Here is a 26,335-nt window from a genome sequence, read left to right on the forward strand (position 1 = left end):
TCGTGGAATTCGTCCCCTGCCCGCCGCTTCGAGAGCGCTACCAAACCAGCAGGCCGCCCGCAAACGTCAGGCCCGCCCCCACGCTGCAGAAAATGATGCGGTCGCCGGGCTGGAAAATACCTTCCTGCGCCGCCCACCCGAGCGCCATGGAGACCGAAGCCCCGCTCGTGTTTCCATAGCGAGAAATCGTCATCACGACCCTTTCGAATGGAATGCCGATGCGCTTGCTGACGGCCCGAAGGATTCTCTCATTCGCCTGATGGGGCACCACCCACGCAATATCGTCCGGCGCAAGCCCGTGCCGCTTCAGCGTCGCCTCTATCTGATCCGCAAACCCCACCACGGCGCTCTTGAAAACCAGCGCACCGTTCATCTGAAGGTAGAAGTCCGCCTGGTCCGCTCCGCCCGGGGCAAGAAACGGCCGCTTCGCCCCCCCTCCGCGGCGCTGAATCGCGGCGAATTGCGTCGCGTCTCCCGAAAGGGCCATGCGGTGCAGCCGGTGTCCACCCGGAGCGTCGGTCAGAATGGCCGCCCCGGCACCATCTCCAAACAGGAACGCAGTCTCATGATCCTTGGGATTCGTGATCCGGGAAAGCAGCTCCGCCGTCACCACAATGATATGGCGCGCCGTACCACCGCGTATGAAGGACCGCCCAATCTCAAGCGCATACAGCCATCCCGAACACGCGGCATTGATGTCAAACGCCAGCGCCTTCGGGATGCCCAGGTGCATCGCAAGCGCCGAAGCCATGGACGGCACGGGCTGGTCCGGGATGATCGTCGCAAGAATGATTCCATCGATCTGCTCGACGGACATCCCCGCCTGCTCCAGCGCATGCTTCACCGCCGTCGCCGCAAGGCTCGTCGCCGTCTCATCGTCGCTCGCATACCGGCGTTCCTTGATCCCCGTCAGTCTGAGCATCTCCTCCTCCGTGCGATCGGGAAACGCCCGCAGGATCTCGCTCGTCGGCCGGATGTTCTGGGGAACCGCGTACCCCACCCCGGCAATGCACACGGTCTCAGCCGCACAGGAAGCATCCATCGCAGGCTCCACTGCCGGCTTCGCAACACCCCTGACCGGCACCTGCGCAAGGTACCGGGTGACATCGTCACCCGAAATTCTGCCACCAGGTCCGGTGGCCTGTATACCGGACACCGACGCCGGATCCAGCCCGGCTTCCTGCACAAGTTTCAACGCCCGGGGAGTCCATTGAGCCCCATTCACTTGCGGCGCGGGGATGGCTGTTGGAGCCCGGCGCACGGGCGCAGGCGACACCGAAACCGCAGCCACCGTTGGAGCATGCGTCACCGCGGTCTTGATCGTCTGCGATGGTGCGGCCGCCGTCCCATGGCCGGCCGGAACCACAGCCTCGATCGGATCCGTCGATTCAAGGTGCTTCATCGCAATGTCACCCGTCGAAATCTTCAGAAACGGACCGTTGGTCGGAACAATATCACCCGCACGGCAGCGCACGGCCACGATCTGGCCGTCGCACGGCGCCTCATACTCGAAAACCGACTTGTCGCTCTCCAGTTCGGCTATCTTTTCGCCCTTGGCGATCCTGGAGCCGGGAACCACCTTGACATCAATCACGGTGAGCTCGCTGACAGTAGCCCCCATGGAGGGCATCGGTACATCGATAAGAAACGTTTCCATGCTCGCTGGTATTCTTGGTAACGTGGCGCTCCCGGAGAGCCGGTCAATTCCGGTGACTGGGTCGCAAACGGTACCTGTATCAGCCGCGAACGCTGTGCCAAACTCCGAGGCACCGCGAGATCAATTCCGGCAAATGATTGATCTGAATCATGTTGGGACCATCACTAATGGCATGGTCAGGATCGGGGTGGGTTTCCACAAAAAGCCCGTCCGCCCCCGCGGCCAGCGCCGCCATTGCAAGCGGCGGTACAAATTCGCGCTGTCCGCCACTTTTCCCCCCAGCCGCACCCGGAAGCTGCACGGCATGCGTGGCATCGAAAATCGCAGGACACCCATTTGTCTTGAGAATGCCGAACGATCGCATGTCCACCACGAGATTCTGATAACCAAATGTGGTGCCACGCTCCGTCTGCCAAATTTCGCCCGCACCGCCCTCCCTCAGCTTGGCAACGACGTGGGTCATTTCCTGCGGCGACAGGAACTGCCCCTTCTTCACATTGACCACCCGCCCTGTGCCCGCCGCCGCCAGCAGTAGATCAGTCTGGCGACACAGGAAGGCGGGGATCTGCACGGCATCACAGACCGCCGCGACCGGCGCCACCTGATGGCTCTCGTGCACGTCGGTGATGATGGGAAACACATAGTCCTTCCGCATCAGGGCCAGCAGTCTCAGGCCCTCGTCCATCCCCGTGCCCCGCTCACCGGCGAGTGACGTGCGGTTGGCCTTGTCGAAGGATCCCTTGAAAACAATGTTCAGCTCGTGGTGTTTCTCCCGCAGGCGCACGAGCGTCTCGGCAACCGCGCGGCAGACGGACTCGTTCTCAAGCGAACAGGGGCCCGCGATCAGCAGCAGGCGTTTGGTGTCGAAAAGCATGGCGGATCACCTGCGGCGCACCGCGGTGCGGCGCTTCCTTCGCCCTTTCAATGCCGCTCCGATGAAGGCCGCGAACAGGGGGTGCGGAGCGCTCGGTTTCGACTGGAATTCGGGGTGGAACTGCACGCCGACAAACCAGGGGTGCTTCTCGATCTCCACAATCTCGACGAGGTTGCGCCGCGGATTGATGCCGCTGACAAGCATCCCGCCGCGCTGCAACTGCCCGACATAGGCATTGTTCACCTCGTAGCGATGCCGGTGGCGTTCGCGAACCGATGATTTTCCATACGCCTTGTGGGCCAGCGTTCCCGGCGTCAGCGCACACTCGTAGGAGCCGAGCCGCATCGTCGCCCCCTTGTCGATGATCTTCTTCTGCTCCTCCATCATGTTGATCACCGGATGCGGCGACTTCTCGTCAAACTCCGTCGAGTTCGCCTCAGTCAGCTTGAGTACATTGCGCGCATACTCGATCACCGCGATCTGAAGCCCCAGACAAAGCCCGTAGTACGGCACCTTGTTCACGCGCGCATACCGCGCCGCGGCGATTTTTCCCTCGGTCCCGCGATCACCGAAGCCTCCGGGCACAAGAATGCCGTCGAGCTCCTTGAGCTGCGCGAGCCCGCCCTTCTTCTCCAGATCCTCGGCATCGATCCGCACCACGTTGACGCGGCAGTTGTTCGCGATGCCTGCGTGGGCAAGCGACTCGTAGACCGACTTGTAGGCGTCCTGGAGCTCGATGTATTTCCCGACCACGCCAATCTGCACCTCGTGCGCGGGCTGCACCACCCTGCGCACGATCTCCTCCCAGACATTCTTCTTCGGCGGCGGAATCTTGAGCCCGAAAAGATCCAGCACTAGATCATCCATGCCCTCCTTCTGAAGCGCCAGCGGCAGCTCGTAGATCGAATGCGGCACATCGCGGCACTCGATGACCGCCTTGACCGGCACATTGCAGAACATCGAGAGCTTGTCGCGCAGCGAGCTGTCCAGCGGGTGATCGCAGCGGCACACGAGCACATCCGGCTGAATGCCGATCTCGCGCAGCTTCGCCACCGACTGCTGCGTGGGCTTGGTCTTCAATTCACCCGCCGCCTTCAGGTAGGGCACGAGCGTGACATGGATGAAAATCGTGTCATTGACCCCAACCTCGAGCGCAAACTGGCGCATCGCCTCAAGGAACGGCAGGCCTTCGATGTCACCGGTCGTGCCCCCGATCTCCGTGATCAGCACATCGACATCCTTGCCCCCGGCATAGATCCGCTCCTTGATCTCATTCGTGACGTGCGGGATGACCTGCACCGTTTTTCCGAGGTAGTCGCCGCGCCGTTCCTTCTGAATGACACTCTCGTAAACCTGCCCGGAGGTCAGGTTGTTCAGGCGCGAAAGCTTGCCGCTCGTGAAGCGTTCGTAGTGCCCCAGGTCGAGATCGGTCTCGGCACCGTCCTCGAGCACATAGACCTCACCGTGCTGAAACGGGCTCATCGTGCCGGGATCGACATTCAGGTAGGGGTCGAACTTCTGAATCCGCACCGTGAGCCCGCGCATCTCCAGCAGCGCCCCGAGCGCCGCTGCGGTCAGGCCCTTGCCCAAGGATGACACCACCCCGCCCGTCACGAAGACATACTTCATCGAAAAGGGTTAACCGGGCCGGTCCGACAGGGGCAAGAAAAAGCCCGGAATTCTGTCGCGGGCCCGGCCACGCCCCCGCCCGCAACCTCACCCGATCAGTGCGGCAGCCATCAGCGCCACCAACCCGATCACGGCGACAATCGCCAGAGTCCAGAGGCTCCACTTCAAAACCTTGGACAGAATCCACAAGATGCCAATGCCTGCCAGGATCAAACAGGGCACAACAAACCAGCGCGGGTAGGCCGAGAGTGCATCCAGCATCGCCGCAGAAAAGATCATCCTGGCGATTGAACGCCGCGCCTCTCATTTCGCCAGCCAAATGCCCCGCGGATTAGTCGCTTGCCCCTCACCCGCTCAACCGGGCACGCTGCGAATAATGCAATCATCTGGTTCCGCACGCTCGCACTTCGATCTCATCGGGGTCGGCTCGCCCATCATGGATCTTATGGCGCCCATTCCTGACGCTTTCCTCAGGCGGGTCGCCGGAGAAAAGGGCGGCATGGTGCTCGTCAATGACGCGGAAATGCAGTCGATCCTTCAAATGCTGCCGACAGCCCCGGCGCAGTCGACGGGCGGCTCGGCCGCGAACGTGACCTTCAATGCGAGCCGTCTCGGCCTGCGCACAACCTTTCTCGGAAAACTGGGAAACGATGCCGTTGCGCGGCGCTACCGTTCGGAATTCGAGGGCGCCGGCGTTGACGGATCCCGCTTCAAGCAGGGCGACCAGGCCAATGCCCGGTGTCTGGCCATGGTGACTCCGGACGCGCAGCGCACGCTGCGCACCGACTTGGGGGCCGCCCTGACGCTGGCCCCGGAGGAGATTCGCGTGTCAGACTTCGCAGGCTGCCGGCATGCGCACATCGAGGGCTACCTGGCTTTCAATCGAGCACTCGCGGAAAGCGCCCTGGCGGCGGCCCGCGGGGCCGGAAGCACCGTCAGTTTCGACCTCTCCTCCTTTGAAGTCGTGGGTGCCACGCGCGACTGGCTTTTTTCCCAGTTCAAGCACGGGATCGATGTCGTGTTCGCCAACGAGGACGAAATTCGCGCCCTGTTTCCCTCCCGCGCCACGGCAACCTACGACGACCTTGCCAGGGAACTCGGTTCACTCGGGGTCCTGGCCGCGGTCAAAGTCGGCGCCGACGGCGCATGGCTGGCGCAGAATGGTTCGATCGAACGCATCGAGCCGGTGCGCGTGCCCGATGTCGTCGACACCAACGGCGCGGGCGATGCCTGGGCCGCGGGTTTTCTCTACGGCTACCTGCACGGCTGGCCGCACCGCCGCAGCGGCGCCCTCGCATCCCACATGGGAGCCGAAACCGTCCGCCACATGGGCCCCATCATCCCCTCGACCCATTGGTCTGAAGTAAAGACCCGCGGACTTTCACCCGCCGCCGTCCGATCCCCGACCGAATTGGAGGGGCACGCTCCGTCGTGACCAGGGGACGCGCTTCGCGCTACAACGCCGGCTGATTCTTCATTCGATCCATCAATTCACGACGCCGCTCCAAATTCCGATTTTCGTACAATCATCGATCCGGTCACGACGAAGCGTGCCCCTCCAATCTACAAAAAAATTCCTTCTCCGCGTGCTCCGCGGCTCCGCGTGAAACTTTCCGTCTCCGTTATGCATCACCCGTCCCCTGGTCACGACAAAGCGTGCCCCTCCAGTTGGCAAAAGTCCCCCTCCCTCCGCGTCCCCGCGCCTCCGCGTTTAACCCCTCCGATCTCCGCCTCCCGACTCCCTGCACCTATTCCCCATCCTTGATCCGCAGACGTTCGATCCGCTTCCGCGCGTCCTCCGCAAGCTCGGACGACAGCCCGCCGAGTTGCACCGCGGTCTCCAGCGCGGTCCTTGCCGAATCCCGGCTTCCCACTCCTTGCCGGGTCACACCCAGGTAGTACCACAGCTTCGCGTCGCTCTTGTTCGCCTCGACCGCACGCTCCAGCAGCGGCAGCGCCACCTGGTAGCGGCCAAGGCGCGCCGTTGAAAGCGCGAGCACCTTCACCAGCGCGAGATCACCATGATAAACATCCAGCGCCTGCGAGGCGATTTTGACCACCCGGTCATCGTTCTTCTCCGACTGCCTCGCCAGAAAGAGCGCAAGCTCACGCTTCGCCGGCGCAAAATCCGGATAGAGCTTCAGCACGGTCTCAAGCGCCTGAGCCGTCTCCCCAGCCTCCCCCGCACCCGCCACCACCATCAGCGACGGCACATCCTCCGGATGGCTCCTCAATCGGACCCGCGCCAGAGCGACAACCGACGCCGCGTACGGCGCACCGCCGGCTTGGGCGCGAATCAGTTCCACCTGCTCCTCCAGGTCCTTCGTCGGTGAACGCGCCGCCACAACCGCAAAAACCCGAAGCGCATCCTCGATTCTTCCCTGGCTGTAGGCGGCCCGCGCGGCATCCAGCGCGATCGAGGGATCGGTGGCGCGCTGCCGAAAGGCGTCCTGCAGCAGCGTGCTGGCCCAGGTAAAATCGCCCGAGGCGAAGGCCAGCCTCCCCAGCAGGGCAAGGGCATCAACGCTCTCCGGCATCAGGGTCCGCGCGTCACGCGCATAATCCAGAGCACGGGACGTGTTGCCGCGCGCAAACTCCGCCCGCGCAAGCCCCATCTGGGCGAGCCCGTTCTGGGGACTCGACAGCGCCGCCTCATGGTAGCTCTCCATCGCCTGATCGGGCTGCCCGCGCGCGAGAGCAAAATCTCCGCGCGTGATCAGCGCAAGCGGATCCGACGGGTGTGCCGCGAGCCGCGCCCGCAGCACCGCGTCATCCGCCTTTTCCGCCCCGCCGGCCCTCAGCTCAAGTATTGAAATCCTGGATACCGCATCCTCCCTTCCGTCCGCCGCCAGGCCGAGCCGCACCGCCTGCGACAGCTCCGCCAGCGCCTCCTTCTCGCTGCCAAGGAGATACAGGACCATGCCCAGCCGGTGATGCGCCTCCGCCGCGGCCGGCGACTTCGCCGCGCTTTCGCGCAGCATCGCCAGCGCCAGTTTGTATTCACCTTTCCGATACAGGATCCAGCCCAGCGTGTCGGCGACCGACGCATCGCCCGGCAGCAGCTCGCGGGCGCGCCGCGCGAGTTCGTAGGCGCGCTCCAGCTCCTTCGTGTGCTTCTCCAGGAGGCACGCGAGGTTGTTCAGGGCGGGTGCCGCATTGGGCACCGCCTGGATCAGGTTCTCATACGCCTTCCTGGCGCTGCCGATGTCGCCGCGCTTTTCATAAAGTGACGCCAGCAGCATCGCCGCGCCTTCGTCGCGCGGATTCAACGCCACCACCTCGACCAGGCTCGCGATCGCCAGATCCTGCCTGTCCGTGTCCAGATACAGGCGGGCCAGCAGGACATGCGCCAGCGAAGACTTCGGATCCAGCATCACCGCCTGCTTCAACTGCTCCTCGGCCCGCGCCGGATCCCTTCGGATGAGATTCAGCTTTCCGAGCGTGGTGCGGAGCCCCGCCACATCCGGTCTTCGCCGGACCTCGGCCTGCACCCGCGCCACCGCCTGCTCGAGATGGCGGTCCTGCACGTCGAGGATGACGAGTTCGTCGAGCGCGCGCACCGAGTTCGGATCACGGATGAGCGCCTGCTCGAACGCCGCGCGGGCCTCGACCGGGCGGTTCAACTGCCGCAGCAGCTCGCCGCGCAGGTAGGCCACTGCTTCACGATTCGGATGGTAGCGCTCCAGCGTCTCGCAGGTCTCCAGCGCGGCGGACAGGTTCTTCTGCGCGCGCCAGGCGTCGACGAGCAGGAAGAGCGCGTCCCCGTTTGCCGGCTGTTTTTCCAGCAGACCGGTCAGGAGTTTGCCGGCCATCACAGCCTCACCCTGGTTCAGGTGCACGCGCGCCTTGAGCAGGATGGCGTCCCAGTACTCCGGGTTCGCTTCGATCGCGAGGTGCAGGCTGTCGAGGGCGCGCGCCGGATCACCCTTGGCAAGAAAAACCCGGGCCGCCTCAAAGTGCGCCTCGGGCGAATTCGGATACATGCGCGTCAGAAGATCCACATCGACGCCAGCCTTGTCCGGGCGCCCTTCCGCGAGATAGATCCGGCTCCTCACCAGCAGTGCTTCCGGATGGTTGGGCACACGGGTCAGAATCGGCTGGAGCACCTTCTCCGCCTCCGCGTACTGCCCCTCCTTCGCCATGACATCGGCCAGCCGCAGGACCGCCGGCACGTAGTCCGGTGCCTGCTTGATCACGTCCTCCAATATGCGGCGCGCACCAGGCACATCGCCCGAGCGCGCCTTGAACAGCGCATACTGCAGCGTTTTCGGAGACCTCGGTCCGGCGAGCTCAGACGCCCGGGCAAACTCGCGCTCCGCCTGCGCCGTTTGTTCCCTGGCAACATGCAGCGCCGCCAGTGCCGAGTGCGCGGGGGCGAAGGCGTCGTCGATTTCCACCGCCTTCGTCAGCGCCTGCAGCGCGTCCCCGGGTTTGCCCTCCTTCGCCAGAAGAATCCCGCGCGCCGCCCACGCCGCGGCACTCGACTCCCTGCCCTCACCCGCCCGGTCGAGGCGGTCCATGACCTTCCTGATCTCGTCCGGGGTCGACGCGCACTCCGCAAGCATCACGATGGCCTCCGGGTGGCCCGGATCCTGTTCCAGAATCTTCTCCGCTTCAGTGGCCGCCTGGGTGCGGTTGCCCACGGAGAGCAGCAGCGAGGCGAGTTTGGCACGGGAGGTCAGATCCTTTCCATTGATCTCAATGGCCCGCGCAAGATATGGCAGCGCGCGCCCGAGCTGTCCCTGTTCGAAATAAATCAGCCCCAGTTTTCCCAGTGGATCGCCCGCCTTGGGGTCGAGCCTGAGCACATTCAGATACTCGATCTCGGCGCGATCCAGCCTGCCCTCCGCGAGATACTCCTCCGCACGCCGCGTGTGGCTCGCCTTGCGCGACTCCACGGAACAGCCCGCGACAAGCAGCAGTGCCACGCACACCCCCAGAAACGAAATGCCTGTTTGTCGATTCAGCACGGATATCGGAGTTCAACAGCCTCAGACCCCGGAGGAGCTGGATTCGCTCGCGGGTTTTCCCGCAATTCCATCAGCCGCTCCCTTGCGTCGCTCCCATTTCATCAGGAGCCACACGAATCCGAAGAAGGGAATCAGCGACAGCAGGAAGAAAATCGGGCCGCCCTGATGATGGATGGCGCTGTCGATCATGTGCGGCCCGACATGCACGCAAAGCTCGCCCAGAACAAAGACCCGGAATCCATTGCGCACCAGCGCCAGCGGAATCACAAAAAGCGCCAGGGCCACACGATTCACCTTCGATCGGAGGAAGAGCTGCCCGCCGACGATGCTCGTGATGAGCAGCACGAGCGAGGAGCGGATGCCGCTGCATTCGGGTGCGACCTGCAGGCTGATGCCGGGAAGGTTGAAGACCAGCCCCTCCCGGTAGAGCGTCGTGTCCGCGAGGCTGAACATCCCGTACGCGCACTCGGCCGATCCATACTGGAGAAACCGCTCGATGCCCGCCTCCACCTGCGTTGGAAAGGGAATGATGAACAACAGGAACAGCAGGGGGAAAAGGAGCCGCTTGAGATTCGCGCGACCGAGCGTGAGCAGCGCCGCGGTCCAGATGCAGGCCACATAGGCAAACGCAACCGCAGCCATCGCATTTTCCGGCGACGCCGGCTGCCCGGCCAGGCGATAGTACAGACTCGCCCCGGCGCCCAGCAGTGTGACAACAGCGAGCCACTGAATGCCTCCCAAGTTCGCCTCGAATTTTTCCCTCCTCAGGTAGATGAAGTAGGCGCTGACGAACGGTATGAGTATGACGTGCGAATACAGCGTATTCTCGAGCGAGAACGAGAAGAACGGCACCAGCAACGGCAGCATCGCAAGCGTCACACCCGCGGATGCAATCAGGAATTTTTTCAGGTGAGGCACGGTGGGAAATATGGCGGAAGACAGAAGTTCACCCCAAAAACTGGAGGGGCACGCTCCGTCCTGACCCGGGGACGCGCATTGCGCAACGGCACCGGAGGTCCACTCCGCAAACTGGATGGGCACGCTCCGTCCTGACCAAGGGACGCGCTTCGCGCCACAACGCCGGAGGTCCCATCCGCAAATTGGAGGGGCACGCTTCGTCGTGACCAGGGGACGCGACTCGCGGAACAACGCCGGAGATTCTCACGCAAAGACGCGAAATTGAGAGGACAATTCCGACTGACCTCTGACCGCCTTCCGTCCTCCGCGATCTCCGCGCCTCCGCGTGAAACCCTCCGTCTCCGTTTCGCGACGCCCGTCCCCAGGTCACGACAAAGCGTGCCCCTCCAATAATCAAAAATCTGACATCCAACCTCCAAATCCATTCCTCGTCTTCTCCGCGCCCTCCGCGCCTCCGCGTGAAAAATTCCGTCTTCCGAGCTCCACCTTTCAAATTGACCCAATGCCGACTGCGGGCTGGAAGCCCGAGCCACCCTGCTCTCCATCCTCCGCGTGAAACCCTCCGTCTCCGTTTCGCGACGCCCGTCCCCCTGGTCACGACAAAGCGTGCCCCTCCATTTGAAAAAGATATTCCTTCCTCCCCTTCGCTCTTCCTCCGCGCCTCCGCGCCTTCACGTTTAACTCTCCGCTGCCGTCGCGCGACGCGAATCCCCTGGGCACGACGAAGCGTACCCCTCCAGTTGAAAAGGCCTCCCTGTCGCCAGGCTGCTCCGGAGCGACCCTTCACTTTCAATAGGACCATCCAACACTGAGACCCCAGATTGTGCTCGTCCGGCCAAAGCCAAACGTGTTGGACAGGTTTCTCGCGCGGGTCCAGTTGAGCCCGACGGAAATGCGCTGCCTGAGCACGGTCGACAACGACAGCGATGCCGACTGATACTCGTCCTTCCTTTGAGTTATGCCCGCCGAGGCGTCCTTCAGGACATACCTCGATTTGCTCCAGGAAAGCCCCGCGCCCAGATTCAGCCGCCCGAGCAGTCGCTGACTCAGCCCGAGCGTGTATCCCTCGGCCTGGTTCATCTGATTCGCGTAGTAGGAGGAATTCACCCCCCGGTTCGCACCGAGGCTGAGGGTCGTGACATCCGTCAATTTGTAGCTGATGTCCCCACTGTACACGGGACTGGTTCGATTGTCCCCGGACCCCTCGAACTTGCTGGAGTCCACGCCGACGTTGACGTCAACACTCAGCTTTGGCCCCGGTTGCCAAACCGCGCCAATCTTCGCCTGTCTGGACGTGATGTCTGCGCCTTGATCAACCATGTTCTTCGAGCCGCCCAGGCCTGCGGAGAGACTGAGAGTCGTTCCCACCTTCCGGCGCAGCCAGACGAAGGAGTTGACCGACTGCATGTTCGTAAACTCCTCGGTATTGCGACCTCCCCACCCGAGCGTCACGTCCAGATCGGTCCGCTCGCCCAGCGCAACCACCGCACCGCCATTGACCGACCAGGCCTCCTCGATCGTCTGGCGTCCCGTCTCAACCAGCGGCAAACTCGTGAGGCTGTACGACGCTCCCACACTCAAATCCGTATTGCCCACACCCGCTCCCGCATTCACGGACGCGGTGTGATCGGTGCGATCCTTCAGCGCCTTGCTGGAGTACCAGATGAAGGTCGGAGAATAGCGAAACGTCACACGGTCGGCGGCGCGCACCATGATCGCCGGCGACAACTGATGGATCGTGCTGTTCGCATCGCTGCCGGTGTATCCCGCCAGATTGTCGCCATAGGAAAGCGTGTACTGGAGGGAAGGGTTGAGCATGCGCGCAAACTTTCCCGCCGCCTCTTCGGGAGGCACGCCCGTGAACGGTCGGAAAATGCTCGTGCCGAGCAGGCCCTGCGGCGCGGATGAGGTGACACTGCGCCGCTCCGTCATCGATGGCGCACGTTGCGGACTCGATGAGGCACCCGTCGCCGTCTGTCCCGGCGCCGCCGCCACAAGACTCAAGACCATCGCCTGAAGGGAGATCCAGGAAAGAACCGCAGACGCTGATAATGTTTTCATGCAGAAATCATGGGCATCTTCTAGCCGGAGATTGGGCGGACACAATCCGGATATAAGCCGGAAACCGGAGACCGGTACATTGCCAAATGGAGGGGCACGCTCTGTCGTGACCTGGGAACGTGCGTCGCGCAACTGCGTCGGAATTTCCAACGCAAGGAAGCAAAGGCGCAAAGTGGATGGGTCTGAAACCGGAATGCCAATCTCCGACCCCTGACATCTGACTTCTGACATCTGACTTCCGCTCGTCATCCCGTTATCCATGCTTGCCTTCTCTTCGCCCCATCCGCGGTCGCACTCAAATGCCCGGCCCAGCTTCAAATCACTTTCCACAATCATCCCCAAATTCCGCGTTTCCCACGATTTTCCCGAACAAACCGCTTCATCCGCTTTCAATCGCACCGAAACTATTCATTTGAGGAATTCATCTCGAACCCCGGAATAAATCCAAGATATCATCCTTGAAAACCGTGGACAGGATCTCCCCGGGATCAATGGTTCACATCCAGACCAATACCTTATGTGCGGAATCGTCGGATATGTCGGAAAACAGAAGGCGGCCTCGATCCTGATCGACGGCCTCAAGCGGCTTGAGTACCGGGGTTATGACTCGGCGGGCCTCGCCGTGCACGATGGCAGCAGGCTCACCATCGTGAAGAAGGTCGGCCGCGTCGCCACGCTGGCCAAGGAGGCCGCGCGCCAGCCGCTCGGCAGCACCACCGGAATCAGTCACACCCGCTGGGCCACCCACGGCGGCGTCACCGACGCCAACGCGCACCCCCACCTCAGTTCCGACGGCAAAATTGCGATCGTGCACAATGGCGTGATCGAAAACTACAATTCGATCAAACGCTTCCTGCTCACCAAGGGACACACCTTCAGCTCCGAGACCGACACGGAGGTCCTCTGCAATCTCATCGCCTATCACTACGCCAAGGAACCCGTTGCGAACGGATCCAGCGAACACAGCCGGCTGGTTGAAAGCGTTCGCAAGGCGCTATTCCATGTCGAGGGAACCTACGGCATTGCCGTGCTCTGCATCGACTGCCCCTCCGAAATCGTGGCCGCGCGCAAGGGCTCGCCCCTCATTCTGGGCGTCGGCTCCGATGAACTCCTGCTCGCCAGCGATGTCTCGGCCATGATCAGCCGCACCCAGAATGTTGTTTACCTCAAGGACAGCGAGATCGTCCACCTCACGTCAAAGGGCTTCCACATCACCACGCTCGATCAGGCGGACGTCGCACCGGTCATCGACACGGTCAACTGGTCGGTCGCGGACGCGGAGCTGGGCGACTTCTCCCACTACATGGAGAAGGAGATCTTCGACCAGCCTGTCGCCCTGGAAAACACCATGCGCGGGCGCTTCTCCGAGGACGGCAGCACCGCCAAGTTCGGCGGACTCAACATCACCGCCAGCGACTTCCGCTCCTCTGACCGCTTCGTGTTCTGCGGCTGCGGCACGGCCTGGCACGCCTGCCTGGTCGCCGAGCACCTGATCGAGCGCTTCGCCCGCATCCCCGTCGAGGTCGACTACGCCTCCGAGTTCCGCTACCGCAACGTCCCGCTCTCGAACAATTCGCTCTTCTTCGTGATGAGCCAGTCGGGCGAGACCATCGACACCCTGGCCGCCCTGCGCGAAGCCAAACGCAAGGGCTTCCGCGTGATGGCGATCAACAATGTCGTCGGCTCGACCATCGCCCGCGAGGCGGATGGCGGCGTCTACCAGCACGTGGGACCCGAGATCGGCGTCGCCTCGACGAAGGCGTTCACGTCCCAGCTCATGGTGGCCGCCATGCTCGCGCTGCACGTCGCCCGCATGCGCGACATGTCGTTCAGCGACGGCGTCGAATACGTCAACGCGCTCAAGAGCGCGCCGGATTTGGTCCGCAAGGTCCTCACCCAGGCGGCGCACATCAAGGTCATCGCGGAGAAGTACGCCCGCGTGACCGACATGCTGTTTCTGGGCCGGCTCTCGCTATTCCCCATCGCGCTCGAAGGCGCGCTCAAGCTGAAGGAGATTTCCTACATTCACGCGGAGGGCTACCCCGCGGCGGAGATGAAGCACGGCCCCATCGCGCTCATCAGCGAGCACTGTCCGTCGGTCTTCTTCGCGCCCAAGGGGGAGCTCTTCAACAAGATCGTTTCCTCAATGCAGGAGATCAAGGCGCGCAAGGGGAGGATCATCGCGATCGTGACCGAGGGCGCCGAACTCCCGCCAAACCTCGCCGACGAGACTATTCCGATTCCCGACTGCCACGAGTCGATCCTGCCGATCATCGCCACCGTGCCCGTGCAGCTCCTCAGCTACTACATCGCCTGCGCCCGCGGCTGCGACGTCGACAAGCCCCGCAACCTGGCCAAGTCCGTGACGGTCGAGTAGAGTCGGAAGCCAGCGCTCGGAAGTCAGAGATCGGATGTAGGATATAGGGCCGCTGACCTCTGATCTCCGCCCTCTGCCCACAGAGCGCCAAAGGCGCGGACCATGCCAGCCCATGGCAACGCCATGGGTATTGGCGGTTACATCAATCGTGAGCCCTGAAGGGGCGACCCAAGGTACATCGCCGAGAAAACGGACGCGTCAAAAAAAATCCCTTGGAGGGGCACGCTTTGTCGTGACCAGGGGACGCACATCGCGCAACAGCGCCGGCTGATTCGCCATTCGATCCATCAATTCACGACGCCGTTCCAAATTCCGATTTTCGTACAATCATCGATCCGGTCACGACAAAGCGTGCCCCTCCAGTTGATAACCAATTCCTCCCTCCGCGATCTCCGCGCCTCCGCGTGAAACCCTCCGGCATCCCTATGCATCACCCGTCCCCAGGTCACGACAAAGCGTGCCCCTCCGGTTGAAAACCAATTCCTCCCTCCGCGATCTCCGCGGCTCCGCGTGAAACCCTCCGATTCCCGACCTCTGAAATCCACCCTCCAACTGACTAAAGACCACTGCAGGCTGGAAGCCCGAGCCACCCCTCCCCCCCCTTCGCTCTTCCTCCGCGCCTCCGCGCCTCCGCGTTTAACGCCTCGATCTCCGCCCTCATGCGGCATCAGAGAATGTCCGCAAAGGTGCGCTCGATGGCCCTGAAGTAGGCGACGCCAGCGCCCAGGAGCACGGCGACGACCACCGCTGAAATGACGACGCTTTCCACCGCAACCGGGTACGCGTCTCCGAGGATCGACCAGCGGAAGCCGTCGATGATCCCCACCATCGGGTTCAGCGAATAGAGAAGCCGAAATTGCTCGGGAACGATCCGCGTCTGCATGCCCACGGGCGAAAGGAACAAGCCCATCTGCACCGCGAACGGGAGGATGTATCGGATATCCCGATACCGCGCGATCAACGCCGAGAGGCCGATGCCCATCGCGAGCGAAGCCGCGAGCGCCAGGACAATGAAGAGCGGAAGAAACACGAGGTTGGGCGACGGCGCATACCCGTGGAAGAGCATCAACCCAGACAGCAACCCCAGGGATGCCAGGAAATCCATGCAAGCCGGGACCAGACTGCTGATGGGGACGATCAGGCGGGGAAAATAGACCTTGGCTATCAGGTACGAGCTGTTGACCAGGCTGTTGCCGCTTTCGGACATCGCGGCGGAAAAAAACTGCCACGGCAGTAGCCCGCAGAGCACCATGAGCGCGTACGGTGCGGGTCCGGACGGGAGCTTTCCAAAATAACTGAAGACGAGAGTCAGGATCAGCATCGACAAAAGCGGCCGCAGAAGCGCCCACAGAATGCCAAGGCTCGTCTGCTTGTAGCGCACCAGCAGATCCCTCCAGGCAAGCAAGCCGAGCAACTCGCGAAATTTCCACACCTCGGCCCAATAATGCACGCTCGAGCGCCGCGGACGAATGACAACGGGGTCCATACAATTATCGGGAGTCAGAGGTCAGTTTATCATGGAGGGGCACGCTTTGTCGTGACCAGGCAACGCGCTCCGCGCAACAGCACCGGCTGATTCACCATTCGATCCATCAATTCACGACGCCGTTCCAAATTCCAATTTCAAACAATCATCGATCCGGTCACGACAGAGCGTGCCCCTCCAGTTGATAACCAATTCCTCCCTCCGCGATCTCCGCGTCTCCGCGTGAAACTCTCCGTCTCCGTTATGCATCACCCGTCCCCCGGTCACGACGGAGCGTGCCCCTCCAGTTGAAAGAGAAATCTCTTCCTCCGCGTCCTCGCGCCTTCGCGTTTAATCCTCCGACTTCCGACCTCCTCACCTCCGGCGCAGGCAGTCCTGCGCCGCCTCGACGATCCGCGGTCGAATGGCCTGCCAGGTCCACTTATTCTGAAACGCCTTGAACGCCCGATCCGCCATCTCCGCGGCCTCTCTCGGATTGGCCAGGATGCCGTTGCAGGCTTCCGCAAACGCCGTGTCGCTGTCGGCCAGGCGCAGGTGCACGCGGTCGGTCACCTCGTAGCCGAACGCGCCGAGCGAGGTCGCCACCACAGGGCATTTCCTAGCAAAACCCTCCGCGATCTTGATGCGCGTCCCTCCGCCCTCGCGGACCGGCACGATCATGAGCGACCAGGTGGCGATCTCCGCCGCCGCATCCGCCACGAAACCGAGCCTGTCGACGTCCGGTGCATCCGGCACGTCCAGCAACTCGCTGCCGCGTCCAGCCAGCCGCAGCCGCGCCTGAGGGAAAGCCCTCTTGATCTGCGGCCACACCAGCCTCCAGAACCATTCCACCCCGCGGCGATTCGGTGCGTACGAATAGAGCCCGATGAAACCCACGCGAAAGAATTCATCGGCGTTCCGCGAAGGTTCGTGCGCCGGCGCATCGTAGCCATTGGGGATGACGTGCATGCGTTCGCCGCCGCCCAGGTAGGCCTTGTCCGCCTCGCTGCAGACTGAAAGCGTGCTGAAGCGCTCCGGGAACAGGACCTCGCGCCGCTTCAGGGACGCCTCCTCCAGGCGCAGTTTGCCCCTCGCCAGCCAACCCCGCACCGCCTGTCGCGCCGAACGCGCATAGGTGCTGGGCACGTCATCGATGTCGAGGTGCGTGCGCGGCCAGTTCCAGATGCCGAGGATGTTGGCGGTCCTTGAATTGAAAACCCAGACGAGATCGTAGGCGCCCAGCGAGGCCATGAACCGCTGCCGCTCAGCCGGATCCACGCTTAGCCCGTGCACGTTCATGAACCGCGGATCCAGCATGCGACGCAGCTTGGCGGCCACGGAGCGATTCGGGGTGGAAAGCCCGGGGACGACCTGTCCGACGGCAAACTCCTCCGCGGTCAGCCGCCGCGCCTCGGCATCGTCAGCCGCCGACCCGACAACGGAAACCGTTACCGGCCCCAGCGTGCCCAATGCGCGCGCCAGATTGAGCGACCGAATCTGCCCACCAAAGCTCCCTCCGTGAGGCCAGGATGAACCGACAAAAAGTATTCGCGGACCGCAGATGCTCATGGGCAAAAACGAGAAGAAGAGGTCAGTCCGTGGCTCGGGCTTCCAGCCCGCAGTCAGCTTTAGAGATTAAACAGAGGGCCTCACGCGGAGTCGCGGAGCACGCGGAGAAATCGGATGCGAAAAAACTCTTCTCCGCGTGCTCCGCGTCTCCGCGTGAAATTTCCGCGCCACGCGTCGCGCGTTCCCAGGTCACGACAAAGCGTGCCCCTCCAGTTGACAAGGCGAACCTCCGACCTCCGTCCTACGCCTTCCGCACCTGCCCTGGCGTCGTGCGCACGGGCGCCATCGCGTTGCGCGTATCGATGATGCACGGCGCCCAGTCGGCCAGTTCCTGATAGTTCACGGACGCGTGGTTCGTCGCCAGCAGCACCGCGTCGAAGGACGCGATCGTTGCGCGATCCCACGCGACCGACTTCGTGCCCGCCCACTGCGGGTGCTCCCGCGTGGGTTTGATCACAGGCACATAGGGGTCGTGATACGAAACCAGCGCCCCCCGCTGCTTGAGCATTTCCATCAGCACGTAGCTCGGCGATTCACGATCGTCGTCCACATTCGGCTTGTAGGCCAGTCCAAGCACCAGCACCCGGCTGCCGCGCACGGGCTTGCTGCGCTCGTTGAGTGCATCGGCAACCTGATGGATCACATGCTCCGGCATGGCGGTGTTGATCTCGCCCGCCAGTTCAATGAAGCGCGTGTGCTGACCATATTCGCGCGCCTTCCAGGTCAGATAAAAGGGATCGATCGGAATGCAATGCCCCCCCAGTCCCGGCCCCGGGTAAAACGCCATGAAGCCGAAAGGCTTGGTCTTCGCGGCATTGATAACCTCCCAGACATCGATGCCCATCGCCGCGTAAACCACCTTGAGCTCGTTCACCAAAGCGATGTTCACTCCGCGGAAGGTGTTCTCGAGCAGCTTGGTGGCCTCGGCGACGCGACACGAGGAGACCGGCACGAGTGTTTTGATCGCTATCGAGTAGAGCTCGGTCGCCCGCTTCAAACAGGCCGGCGTAAAGCCGCCCACCACCTTGGGGATCGTGGCTACCACGCTTTGCGGATTGCCCGGATCCTCGCGTTCCGGTGAGAACGCCAGATGAAAATCGGTCCCGGCCTTCAATCCCGAGCCCTTTTCGAGCACACCCCGCAGATCCTCATCGGTCGTGCCCGGATAGGTTGTCGATTCAAGCACGACAACCGTGCCCTTCTGCAGGTGCGGCGCGATGGCCTTGCCGGTTTCCGTGATGAAGGAGATGTCCGGCTCACGGTTCTTGTTGAGCGGGGTCGGCACGCAGATGATCACCGCGGAAACACCACGGATGCGGGCGAAATCCGTGCTCGCCTCGAAGCGCCCCGCCTTGCGTTCGGTGGCGATGGCATCACCGGTGATATGCTTGATGTAACTCCTCCCGCTGTTCAGTGCCTCCACCTTGGAAGGATCGATGTCCAGACCAAGAACCTTCGCGCCCGAGCGCGCAAACTGCAGGGAAAGCGGAAGCCCGACATAGCCGAGCCCGACGATGGAGATGTTCATGGGAATGAATGATGCTGAGAGGAAAAGTTGTCCTGATAAAGTGAATGTCCTGAGGGATAGCCCCCATCATCGGCACGATCCGCCCCCGGCTCAACCCCGATTGATGGCAGAGGTCGGAGCGGAACCAGCGGGTCAGCGATCAAAGTTTTTCCAATTGGAGGGGCACGCTCCGTCGTGACCAGGGGACGCGCGTCGCGCAACTACGTCAGATTTTCTCACGCAAAGACGCGAAGGCGCGAAGCAGAGAGGACAATTCCGACTGACCTTTGACCGCTGACCTCCGCCCACAGAGCGCCAAAGGCGCGGACCATGCCAGCCCATGGCAACGCCATGGGTATTGGTGGTTACATCAATCGTGAGCCCTGAAGGGGCGACTCAAGGTACATCGCCGAGAAAACGGACGCGTCAAAAAAATCCATTGGGGCACGCTCCGTCGTGACCAGGGGACGCGCATCGCGCAACAACGCCGGCTGATTCGTCATTCGATCCATCAATTCAAGACGCCGTTCCAAATTCCGATTTCAAACAATCATCGATCCGGTCACGACAAAGCGTGCCCCTCCAGGTGAAAACAAGTTCGTCTTCTCCGCGCCCTCCGCGTCTCCGCGTGAGACCCTTCCGACCTCTGACCTCAGTATTCCAACTTCCAATTGACCTCAAGATGACTGCGGGCTGGAAGCCCGAGCCGCGCGTGGAAATCCAGCCTCCTACGGCAGCGAGGCCCTGAGTGAGTCATGCATCGCCTGCAAATCGCTGATCGAGCGCGTGGCAAGGTTCTCAGCCGGAGTCGCGTCGCGACCCAAAAGGTCCTGCAAGAGCTGAATCCTCCCAATCAACTGACCGATTTGCTGGCCCTCCCTGCGCCCCTCCTGCTGACCTTCCTGTCGGCCTTCCTGTCTGTACTGTTCGGCAATGGTCATGGCGTTGTCCTTGATGGCTGCTGTTTTGAGTGTGTTCAGTTTCCGATTGATCGTCGTTTTGTCAAATTCACCCACGCCCACGATATAACGCAGTATCCGCTCCATGTGGCTGGGTGTAAGGTCAAGCAGGAGCGCTTCGTCCCAAACAAGGTCACTCATCAGATCTCCCGTTCGTTCAGCCTTGAGCACCCGCAGTGTGAGCGTGCCCAGCGACGTTCCGGTGATTTCCGTGAAGGGCAGCGCCGCCAATTGGATCAGCCCATACATGAAATCAGGCACGTACTGGGATAGGGGAGATTTTCCGAAATCAGCGGCTTCGCCTGAAGCATCGAGCAGGGCATGAAAACGAGGAACAATTGACCAAGCCTGATTGTTCTGCGCCAAGACCATCGGCAGGATTGGCGGCAATGCCAGTGACAACGGATGAGCCGCACGATACTTCTGCCAGATCCGGGTTTGGTAGGTCAGCAGGCGCAAAGCAATCCATCGGTCCTCGCGGCGCTGATGCTCAAAAAGCAGGTAGACAAATGCATCAGCTGTGGCTGATATCCGATGAGCGGCTTGCAGCCCTACCCGATAGAGCAGATCACTTTCCGAGGAACGAAGTTCATCGTCGATAAATGAACCTGATTCCAATCTCAGACTTTCCCAGTCAATGATCGCAACGATCGCCGGCGGAAAATGCGTCCGGAAAAATGCCCTGGCGGTGTTCCTGTCCCCAAAACTCGATTTGAAGAGCTTGTCATGGGGCTGGTGCAAACGTTCGTCCGGCATTCATCGATCAGCTCGACTGAACGTAGACGAAATACAAGGCATTAATGCAATTGTAATGCGACATTGCCAGCAACCTCCGATATCACCCATCTCAATCTCCCCACTTCTCAGTGTCCTCCAGCCTCTCCGCGATCTCCGCGTCTTGTATGTCCAATTTCGTGAACAAGAGGGGAGTGACAAAGGCCGCCGCCGAGAATGGGCCATTTGGCTCGTCGGAGGCGGCGGCCTTTGTCACAGTAGATTTGGCCTTGGATGAGCGAACCTCTTCCAAGGTCGCCAGGGCGCGTGTTCGGCCGGCCGCCGGACACGCGGCAGGGCAGGAAGATCGATTCGCGCCAAGAGGCTCGACCTCGCCGCGGAGCAATGATCCCTGTCCTGTGCCTGGTTTAACTCGAACCGCTGGAAGAGCCTTGAGCTCGCATCGCAAGAAGGAGCATACCATGCCCGCAAATGTGTCACCCAACTACGTTGGACTGGATATTTCCAAGGACCAACTCGATTACTGCTTGAGCGAAACTGCTGAAGGCCGCTGTGCCAACACCCCCGCAGGTCGCTCTGAACTCATCCAAAGAATCCGCTCCGTACCAAATCCCCGCGTTGTGTGCGAAGCCAGCGGCGGCTACGAAAAGCTAATCGTCGCAGAACTGCTGCAAGCGGGCATTGAGGTGTGTGTCGTGCAACCAGGACGATGTCGCGCGTTTGCCTATGCGGAGGGCTTGCTGGCTAAGACCGATCGTATCGATGCCCGCATGCTGCGTCGCTTCGGGGAGAAAATGAATCCGCGCCTGGCTGTGCCGGCCGATCCGGCTTCGGCTACCTTGCGCGAGATGCTTGAACATCGCCGGCAATTGACCACCCAACTCGTGGAGGTGAATGCCCGCCTCTCCTTGGCTGGACCGACCCTGCGACACCTGCTGACGACCCAACAGAAGTTTCTCGCTCAGCAGATTGCCAAGGTCGAAAAACTCATCGACCAACTCATCGATCAGGATCCCGATCTCAAGCACAAGTCTCAACGGCTCCAGCAGGTCAAGGGCATCGGACCTGTGCTCGCTGCCACGGTTCTGGCCTACGTCCCTGAATTGGGCCAGATCGAATCCGCGCAGCTCTCGGCCTTGCTGGGTGTCGCACCCCACGCGGCCGATTCCGGCCACACCTGCGCACCCCGTCACGTACGCGGCGGGCGCGCACCCGTCCGACATGTCCTGTACATGGCCGCCGTCTCGGCATCCCGCTCCAATCCAATTCTCGCCGCCTTCTACCAGCGACTTCGCGCCAACGGCAAACCAGCCAAGGTCTGTCTCGTCGCCGTCATGCGGAAGATGGCCTGCCTGATGAATCATCTCCTTCAAGACCCTGATTTTGTTCTTGCCTGAAAACACCGCTGCTCCGCGTGAAACTCTCCGATTCCCGACCTCTGATATCCACCTTGCAATTGGCCTAATGACGACTGCGGGCTGGAAGCCCGAGCCACCCCCTCCCCCCATCGCTCATCCTCCGCGTCCTCGCGCCTCCGCGTTTAGCCCTCCGGCATCTGGTCAGAATCCAGTCGATTGACCCTTCTTCAGCTCCGACTTGATCCATCGCGGATTTCGCCGGCAATCAAGCACGCGCCAGACACGGATTTCATCGCCAGAGATGTCATAGTAGACCCCGAACGGAAATCGCTTGGACAAAAGTCGATGATAGCCAAAGAGACGACGATGAATGCCGGCATAAAGGCGAAGCGCCTCAATATCGGAGTAGAGCGAATCGAGAAAATAGGATCCAACCCCAACCTGCTGTCGTTCATAGAAACGGAAGCCGTCCAACAAGTCGGCTTCCGCCAGGCTGAGTAGTCGAAGCGTCACGCTGGCCTGACGGCTTTGCGCCGTATCCGCTTCTTTGCTTCCTCCCAGTCCGTGAAGGTCGCCCCGCCGGTACTCACCGCGCGTTCCGCATCCCTTAGTGCATCTGCGTGCCAGGCAGGAGAGTCAAACTGATCCTCTTCGCGGCTCAAGTCCACCCAAAGCGCCTCCATTGCTTGAAGCTTTTCAAGGCGGGACATCTTCTTCAAAGGGAAAACGGTGGCCATAGAGGAAATCTAGACCGACAATACGACATGGCAAGCGGTCTCGTGCCTCCCGCCGGGACATGCCGGAGTTCAGAGTTCAGCAGTCAGAAGTCAGCACTTTGACTTCTGACCTTGCCCTCCGACATCTGACCACCGATCGCCTTCCTCCCTCCGCGATCTCCGCGCCTCCGCGTGAAACCCTCCGATTCCCGACCTTTGATATCCACCTTGCAATTGACCTCAAGGCGACTGCGGGCTGGAAGCCCGCAGTCACCTTCGGAGATCAAACGGAATTTCTCACGCGGAGCCGCGGAGATCGCGGAGAGAGGAAATCGGTCAAAGGTCTGTCGGAATTGTCCTCTCTGCTTCGCGTCTTTGCGTCTTCGCGTGAGAAAATCTGACGTAGTTGCGCGACGCGCGTCCCCAGGTCACGACGGAGCGTGCCCCTCCATTCTCAACTGACCTCAGACTTCCGACCTCCGACCTCTCATCCCCCGGCTCCCCTTCGCTCTTCCTCCGCGTCCTCGCGCCTTCGCGTTTAACCCCTCCGCCCCCTCAGCCGGGATGACGCAGCGCAAGCGGCCGGCTTCCGAATCGTCGATAAACCGTGAAATGAGCGGAATCGGTCGTGATCACCGTGGCGCGCGGAAACATTTCCGCCAAACGCACAACAGCAGCGTCACAGAAATCCATTTGCGCGTACTTCGCGCTGAGTGCGCGCAGGTGAGCCATGTGCTCCGGCAGGATGGGCACCACGCGCAAAGCCCCGGCGTCGACAAGACCGTAGAGGCGGTCCACCGCATTGCGCGAACGCCCCAACAGCCAGGCTGCTTCCGCGATCACTGACTCACAGGTGATCAGCGGCGGCGCAATGGCCGCCAGTGCCGCAACGCTCCAGTCATGCCACTGGTCCCGGGAATTGATCCAGCCCACCAGCGGTCCTGTGTCAGCGATGAAATCAGCCACCAAAGCCTTCCCGAGCAGAAAGATTCCGCGGGCCCCTGTAGGCACCCCTGGCGGGAGCCGCCAGTTCACCGAACGTCTGGGTCGGCTTGGCCGTCAGCAGAAAGCGTTCACCCGACTTGCCATCGACAATCTCGACCGCCTGCCCCTTGCGCGCGGCGGCCTTCGCCTTGGGAAACTCCCGCACCAGTGTTCGTGTCGACAAGGTCATGTCTGACACCCTGTCATACACCCCGATCGTGTCAAGATTGGCCAGAAGTCAGAGTTCAGCGCCCAGACAGAATTATTTCACACAGGCGCACGAGGGGCACGCTCCGTCGTGACCGGGTACGGGTGATGCATAACGGAGACGGAAAGTTTCACGCGGAGACGCGGAGATCGCGGAGAGGAATCGGTCAAAGGTCTGTCGGAATTGTCCTCTCTGCTTCGCGTCTTTGCGTCTTCGCGTGAGAAAATCTGACGTAGTTGCGCGACGCGCGTCCCTGTGGTCACGACGGAGCGTGCCCTCCATTTGAAAACAAATCCATTCCTCGTCTTCTCCGCGTTCTCCGCGTCTCCGCGTGATACCCTCCGTCTCCGTTTCGCGACACCCGTCCCCAGGTCACGACAAAGCGTGCCCCTCCAGTTGAAAGAGAAATCTCATCCTCCGCGTCCTCGCGCCTTCGCGTTTAACCCTTCCGACCCACTCCGCTCACGGCCAGAAAAACAGCTTCGCGTAAACATACGCGATGGTCTCCCCGACCACATCCCTGACGCCCTCGCTGTATTTCCACCAGTGGCCCGGATCATAGTCCGGGTTCGGAATGGCGATGATCCCCACCGAGTACCGACTCCCCAAGGCCAGCTGAAAAAGCAGTCGTGTGCGCCTAGCATGCACATCTGTGGTCATCACATTAACGCTCCGCGTATCCGGCAGATTCGCCGACAGCCACTCCCGCAAGGCCAGCGCCGATGCGTACGTGCGGTCGCGCTGCATGACCCGCGAGGGCACCATCTGCAGTTGATCCGAACCGAAACCCAGCGCCCGGAGCCGTGTCGCGCCAATGCTGGCGGCCGTGCTGTAATCATTGACATACCCACCCATCCCCTGAACCGGCCCCCCCGTTGTCAGAATCCTGGCGTAGCCGCCCCTTCCAAACTCATCCGCCGCCGCGCGAATCGCATAATCCGGCACCCACCCCTCGACGACCAGAATGTTGGTATCGACCCGCTGCGTTGTGGAGAAAAACGGATAGATCCCAAACAGTCCGCCTGCCACCAGCACCGCCACGGCAAGCAGGACCGCAACCTTTCCCCGCAGCGAAAGCCCCCAACGCATGCGCCGATGGAAAAGGCCAAGAGCAGCCCGTGAGCAATCTGTTGGAGATTCTGACACTAAGCTCCTTGAATCGATATTCCTGGATCGAAATGTGGAGCAGGCATTCTTGTCTGCCTCGTGCCTTCAGCCCAAAGGCAGGAAGGTCTGTGCCACACTTTCGCCAAACCAGAGCATCAAGATCATGAACGATGCTCCGGCCTACGAACGCACATCCTTCGCTATGGGATGAAACGTTCGCGATCCCAATCCATCATAGGTGGAAGGGAAGAGTTTCTCGGAGAGAACCAAGAGGTGGCGACCCAGACGGCTGCCATGCAGTCGCAGCAGATTGCTCCCGAGCCGGTGATGAAACCGACTGCATAGCCCCAGCGCCCGCGCCTCCCGCCAGACATCCAAGGCACCTGCCGTATCGCCGGTTTGCCGCCAGAGTTCAGCGAGCCACCAGTAAAGCGGGCGCATCTCCGCCCTCAGCGCGCGGACGGACGGATCGGCAGCGCCTGCCAGGATGTCAACGGTCCGTCGGAACATGCCTCGATGTGATTTCAGGTGTCGGAGCTCCCGCGTGGATTTCGAACTGAGCTGGTCGGTCTGCCAGTCGGGCCGACGATACAGGTGGTCAACCTTCGGAACCTTGCGGTATCTCAAACCAGCGATCAGCGCGCGAACATGAATGTCCCAATCCTGAAAGCTGGCCAGTGATTCATCGAATCCACCGATGCGAAGAAGCGCATCCCTGCGCCAGATGGGACCCGACGTATGCCACACGAGATCCATGCGCAGAAAGCGCCTTAAATCAGACTCTTCGGAAAACTCATTCCAGATGACCGCGGAGTCTCCGGGATTGCGTCCGAACAGCCGGGTCATGAAAACATGAAAATCCATGCCCGGTTCAGCCTCCGCCTGATGCACGCGATACTCGAAGGCACCCGGCAGCAGCAGATCATCCGAATCCAGAAACACAACCAGTGGAGCCGACGCAGCAAGGATCCCCTGATTGCGGCAGACATCCGCGCCACGCTTTTCCCCTTCACGCGGCAGACACCGAAAGCGCGGATCCCGCCTCGCATAGTCACTCGCCACCTCGAAGGTGTCGTCATTGGATCCATCGTCCACGACGATCGCCTCCCAGTCCTGGAAAGTCTGCCGCAGAAGACTGTCCAACGCCTCCGGGAGCAGTTTGCGACGATTGAAAGTGGGTATGACGACTGATACTCGTGGCATGACCACCGCATGGGCTTTCTTGATGATGGACGATCCCT

20 protein-coding genes are annotated in these 26,335 nt (G+C 61.6%); 3 read left to right on the forward strand and 17 right to left on the reverse strand.

All coding sequences use genetic code 11. The annotated features are described in order from the left end of the window. Window positions 1-37 precede the first annotated feature (37 nt). The 4 genes from HS122_01145 to HS122_01160 form a co-directional block, all read right to left on the reverse strand. Complete coding sequence (locus tag HS122_01145; GenBank protein ID MBE7537002.1) at window positions 38-1,657, reverse strand: beta-ketoacyl-ACP synthase 3; 1,620 nt, start codon at window positions 1,655-1,657, stop codon at window positions 38-40. 79 nt (window positions 1,658-1,736) lie between these two features. Then, window positions 1,737-2,531, reverse strand: a complete 795-nt coding sequence (gene kdsA / locus HS122_01150) for a 3-deoxy-8-phosphooctulonate synthase (GenBank protein ID MBE7537003.1) — start codon at window positions 2,529-2,531, stop codon at window positions 1,737-1,739. Between the two features lie 6 nt (window positions 2,532-2,537). Further along, entirely contained in the window at window positions 2,538-4,160 is a 1,623-nt protein-coding gene (locus HS122_01155; GenBank protein ID MBE7537004.1) for a CTP synthase, read from the reverse strand. An 87-nt stretch (window positions 4,161-4,247) separates the two neighbouring features. Then, window positions 4,248-4,439, reverse strand: a complete 192-nt coding sequence (locus HS122_01160) for a hypothetical protein (GenBank protein MBE7537005.1) — start codon at window positions 4,437-4,439, stop codon at window positions 4,248-4,250. Between the two features lie 97 nt (window positions 4,440-4,536). On the opposite strand from HS122_01160, the gene HS122_01165 reads away from it, so the two are divergent. Next, window positions 4,537-5,595, forward strand: coding sequence for an adenosine kinase (locus HS122_01165; GenBank protein ID MBE7537006.1), 1,059 nt, complete (start codon window positions 4,537-4,539; stop codon window positions 5,593-5,595). A 313-nt stretch (window positions 5,596-5,908) separates the two neighbouring features. Here HS122_01165 and HS122_01170 read toward each other — a convergent pair whose 3' ends face one another. From HS122_01170 to HS122_01180, 3 genes are all read right to left on the reverse strand, one after another. Then, complete coding sequence (locus HS122_01170) at window positions 5,909-9,130, reverse strand: tetratricopeptide repeat protein (protein ID MBE7537007.1); 3,222 nt, start codon at window positions 9,128-9,130, stop codon at window positions 5,909-5,911. A gap of 21 nt (window positions 9,131-9,151) precedes the next feature. Next, window positions 9,152-10,048, reverse strand: a complete 897-nt coding sequence (locus HS122_01175; protein ID MBE7537008.1) for an archaeosortase/exosortase family protein — start codon at window positions 10,046-10,048, stop codon at window positions 9,152-9,154. A gap of 789 nt (window positions 10,049-10,837) precedes the next feature. Then, on the reverse strand, window positions 10,838-12,109 hold the full coding sequence (locus HS122_01180; protein ID MBE7537009.1) for a hypothetical protein: 1,272 nt from the start codon (window positions 12,107-12,109) through the stop codon (window positions 10,838-10,840). A gap of 517 nt (window positions 12,110-12,626) precedes the next feature. On the opposite strand from HS122_01180, the gene glmS reads away from it, so the two are divergent. After that, window positions 12,627-14,486, forward strand: a complete 1,860-nt coding sequence (glmS, locus tag HS122_01185) for a glutamine--fructose-6-phosphate transaminase (isomerizing) (GenBank protein ID MBE7537010.1) — start codon at window positions 12,627-12,629, stop codon at window positions 14,484-14,486. 667 nt (window positions 14,487-15,153) lie between these two features. Here glmS and HS122_01190 read toward each other — a convergent pair. From HS122_01190 to HS122_01205, 4 genes are all read right to left on the reverse strand, one after another. Further along, window positions 15,154-15,972, reverse strand: a complete 819-nt coding sequence (locus HS122_01190) for an ABC transporter permease (protein MBE7537011.1) — start codon at window positions 15,970-15,972, stop codon at window positions 15,154-15,156. 354 nt (window positions 15,973-16,326) lie between these two features. Continuing rightward, entirely contained in the window at window positions 16,327-17,520 is a 1,194-nt protein-coding gene (locus HS122_01195) for a glycosyltransferase family 4 protein (GenBank protein MBE7537012.1), read from the reverse strand. A 241-nt stretch (window positions 17,521-17,761) separates the two neighbouring features. Further along, window positions 17,762-19,048 carry a nucleotide sugar dehydrogenase gene (locus tag HS122_01200; GenBank protein MBE7537013.1) on the reverse strand — a complete coding sequence of 429 codons (1,287 nt, stop codon included), beginning with the start codon at window positions 19,046-19,048 and terminating at the stop codon, window positions 17,762-17,764. 707 nt (window positions 19,049-19,755) lie between these two features. Beyond that, window positions 19,756-20,742 carry an Rpn family recombination-promoting nuclease/putative transposase gene (locus HS122_01205; protein ID MBE7537014.1) on the reverse strand — a complete coding sequence of 329 codons (987 nt, stop codon included), beginning with the start codon at window positions 20,740-20,742 and terminating at the stop codon, window positions 19,756-19,758. A 440-nt stretch (window positions 20,743-21,182) separates the two neighbouring features. On the opposite strand from HS122_01205, the gene HS122_01210 reads away from it, so the two are divergent. Next, window positions 21,183-22,118 carry an IS110 family transposase gene (locus tag HS122_01210; GenBank protein MBE7537015.1) on the forward strand — a complete coding sequence of 312 codons (936 nt, stop codon included), beginning with the start codon at window positions 21,183-21,185 and terminating at the stop codon, window positions 22,116-22,118. 162 nt (window positions 22,119-22,280) lie between these two features. Here the strand turns inward: HS122_01210 and HS122_01215 are convergent, their stop codons facing one another. The 6 genes from HS122_01215 to HS122_01240 all read right to left on the reverse strand — a co-directional run bounded on the left by HS122_01215 (window position 22,281) and on the right by HS122_01240 (window position 26,297). Beyond that, on the reverse strand, window positions 22,281-22,592 hold the full coding sequence (locus HS122_01215; protein MBE7537016.1) for a type II toxin-antitoxin system RelE/ParE family toxin: 312 nt from the start codon (window positions 22,590-22,592) through the stop codon (window positions 22,281-22,283). Further along, window positions 22,589-22,789 (reverse strand): addiction module protein, encoded by a 201-nt coding sequence (locus HS122_01220; protein MBE7537017.1) that lies wholly within the window; start codon window positions 22,787-22,789, stop codon window positions 22,589-22,591. The genes HS122_01215 and HS122_01220 overlap by 4 nt, the downstream gene beginning before the upstream one ends. A gap of 561 nt (window positions 22,790-23,350) precedes the next feature. Beyond that, window positions 23,351-23,761, reverse strand: a complete 411-nt coding sequence (locus HS122_01225; GenBank protein MBE7537018.1) for a PIN domain-containing protein — start codon at window positions 23,759-23,761, stop codon at window positions 23,351-23,353. Continuing rightward, complete coding sequence (locus HS122_01230; GenBank protein MBE7537019.1) at window positions 23,754-23,990, reverse strand: hypothetical protein; 237 nt, start codon at window positions 23,988-23,990, stop codon at window positions 23,754-23,756. Before HS122_01230 ends, HS122_01225 begins: the two co-directional genes overlap by 8 nt. Before the next feature lie 459 nt (window positions 23,991-24,449). Further along, window positions 24,450-25,076 carry a YdcF family protein gene (locus tag HS122_01235; protein MBE7537020.1) on the reverse strand — a complete coding sequence of 209 codons (627 nt, stop codon included), beginning with the start codon at window positions 25,074-25,076 and terminating at the stop codon, window positions 24,450-24,452. A gap of 198 nt (window positions 25,077-25,274) precedes the next feature. Continuing rightward, window positions 25,275-26,297, reverse strand: a complete 1,023-nt coding sequence (locus HS122_01240) for a glycosyltransferase family 2 protein (protein ID MBE7537021.1) — start codon at window positions 26,295-26,297, stop codon at window positions 25,275-25,277. Window positions 26,298-26,335 lie beyond the last annotated feature (38 nt).

Source organism: Opitutaceae bacterium (genome assembly GCA_015075305.1).
GTDB lineage: Bacteria > Verrucomicrobiota > Verrucomicrobiia > Opitutales > Opitutaceae > UBA6669.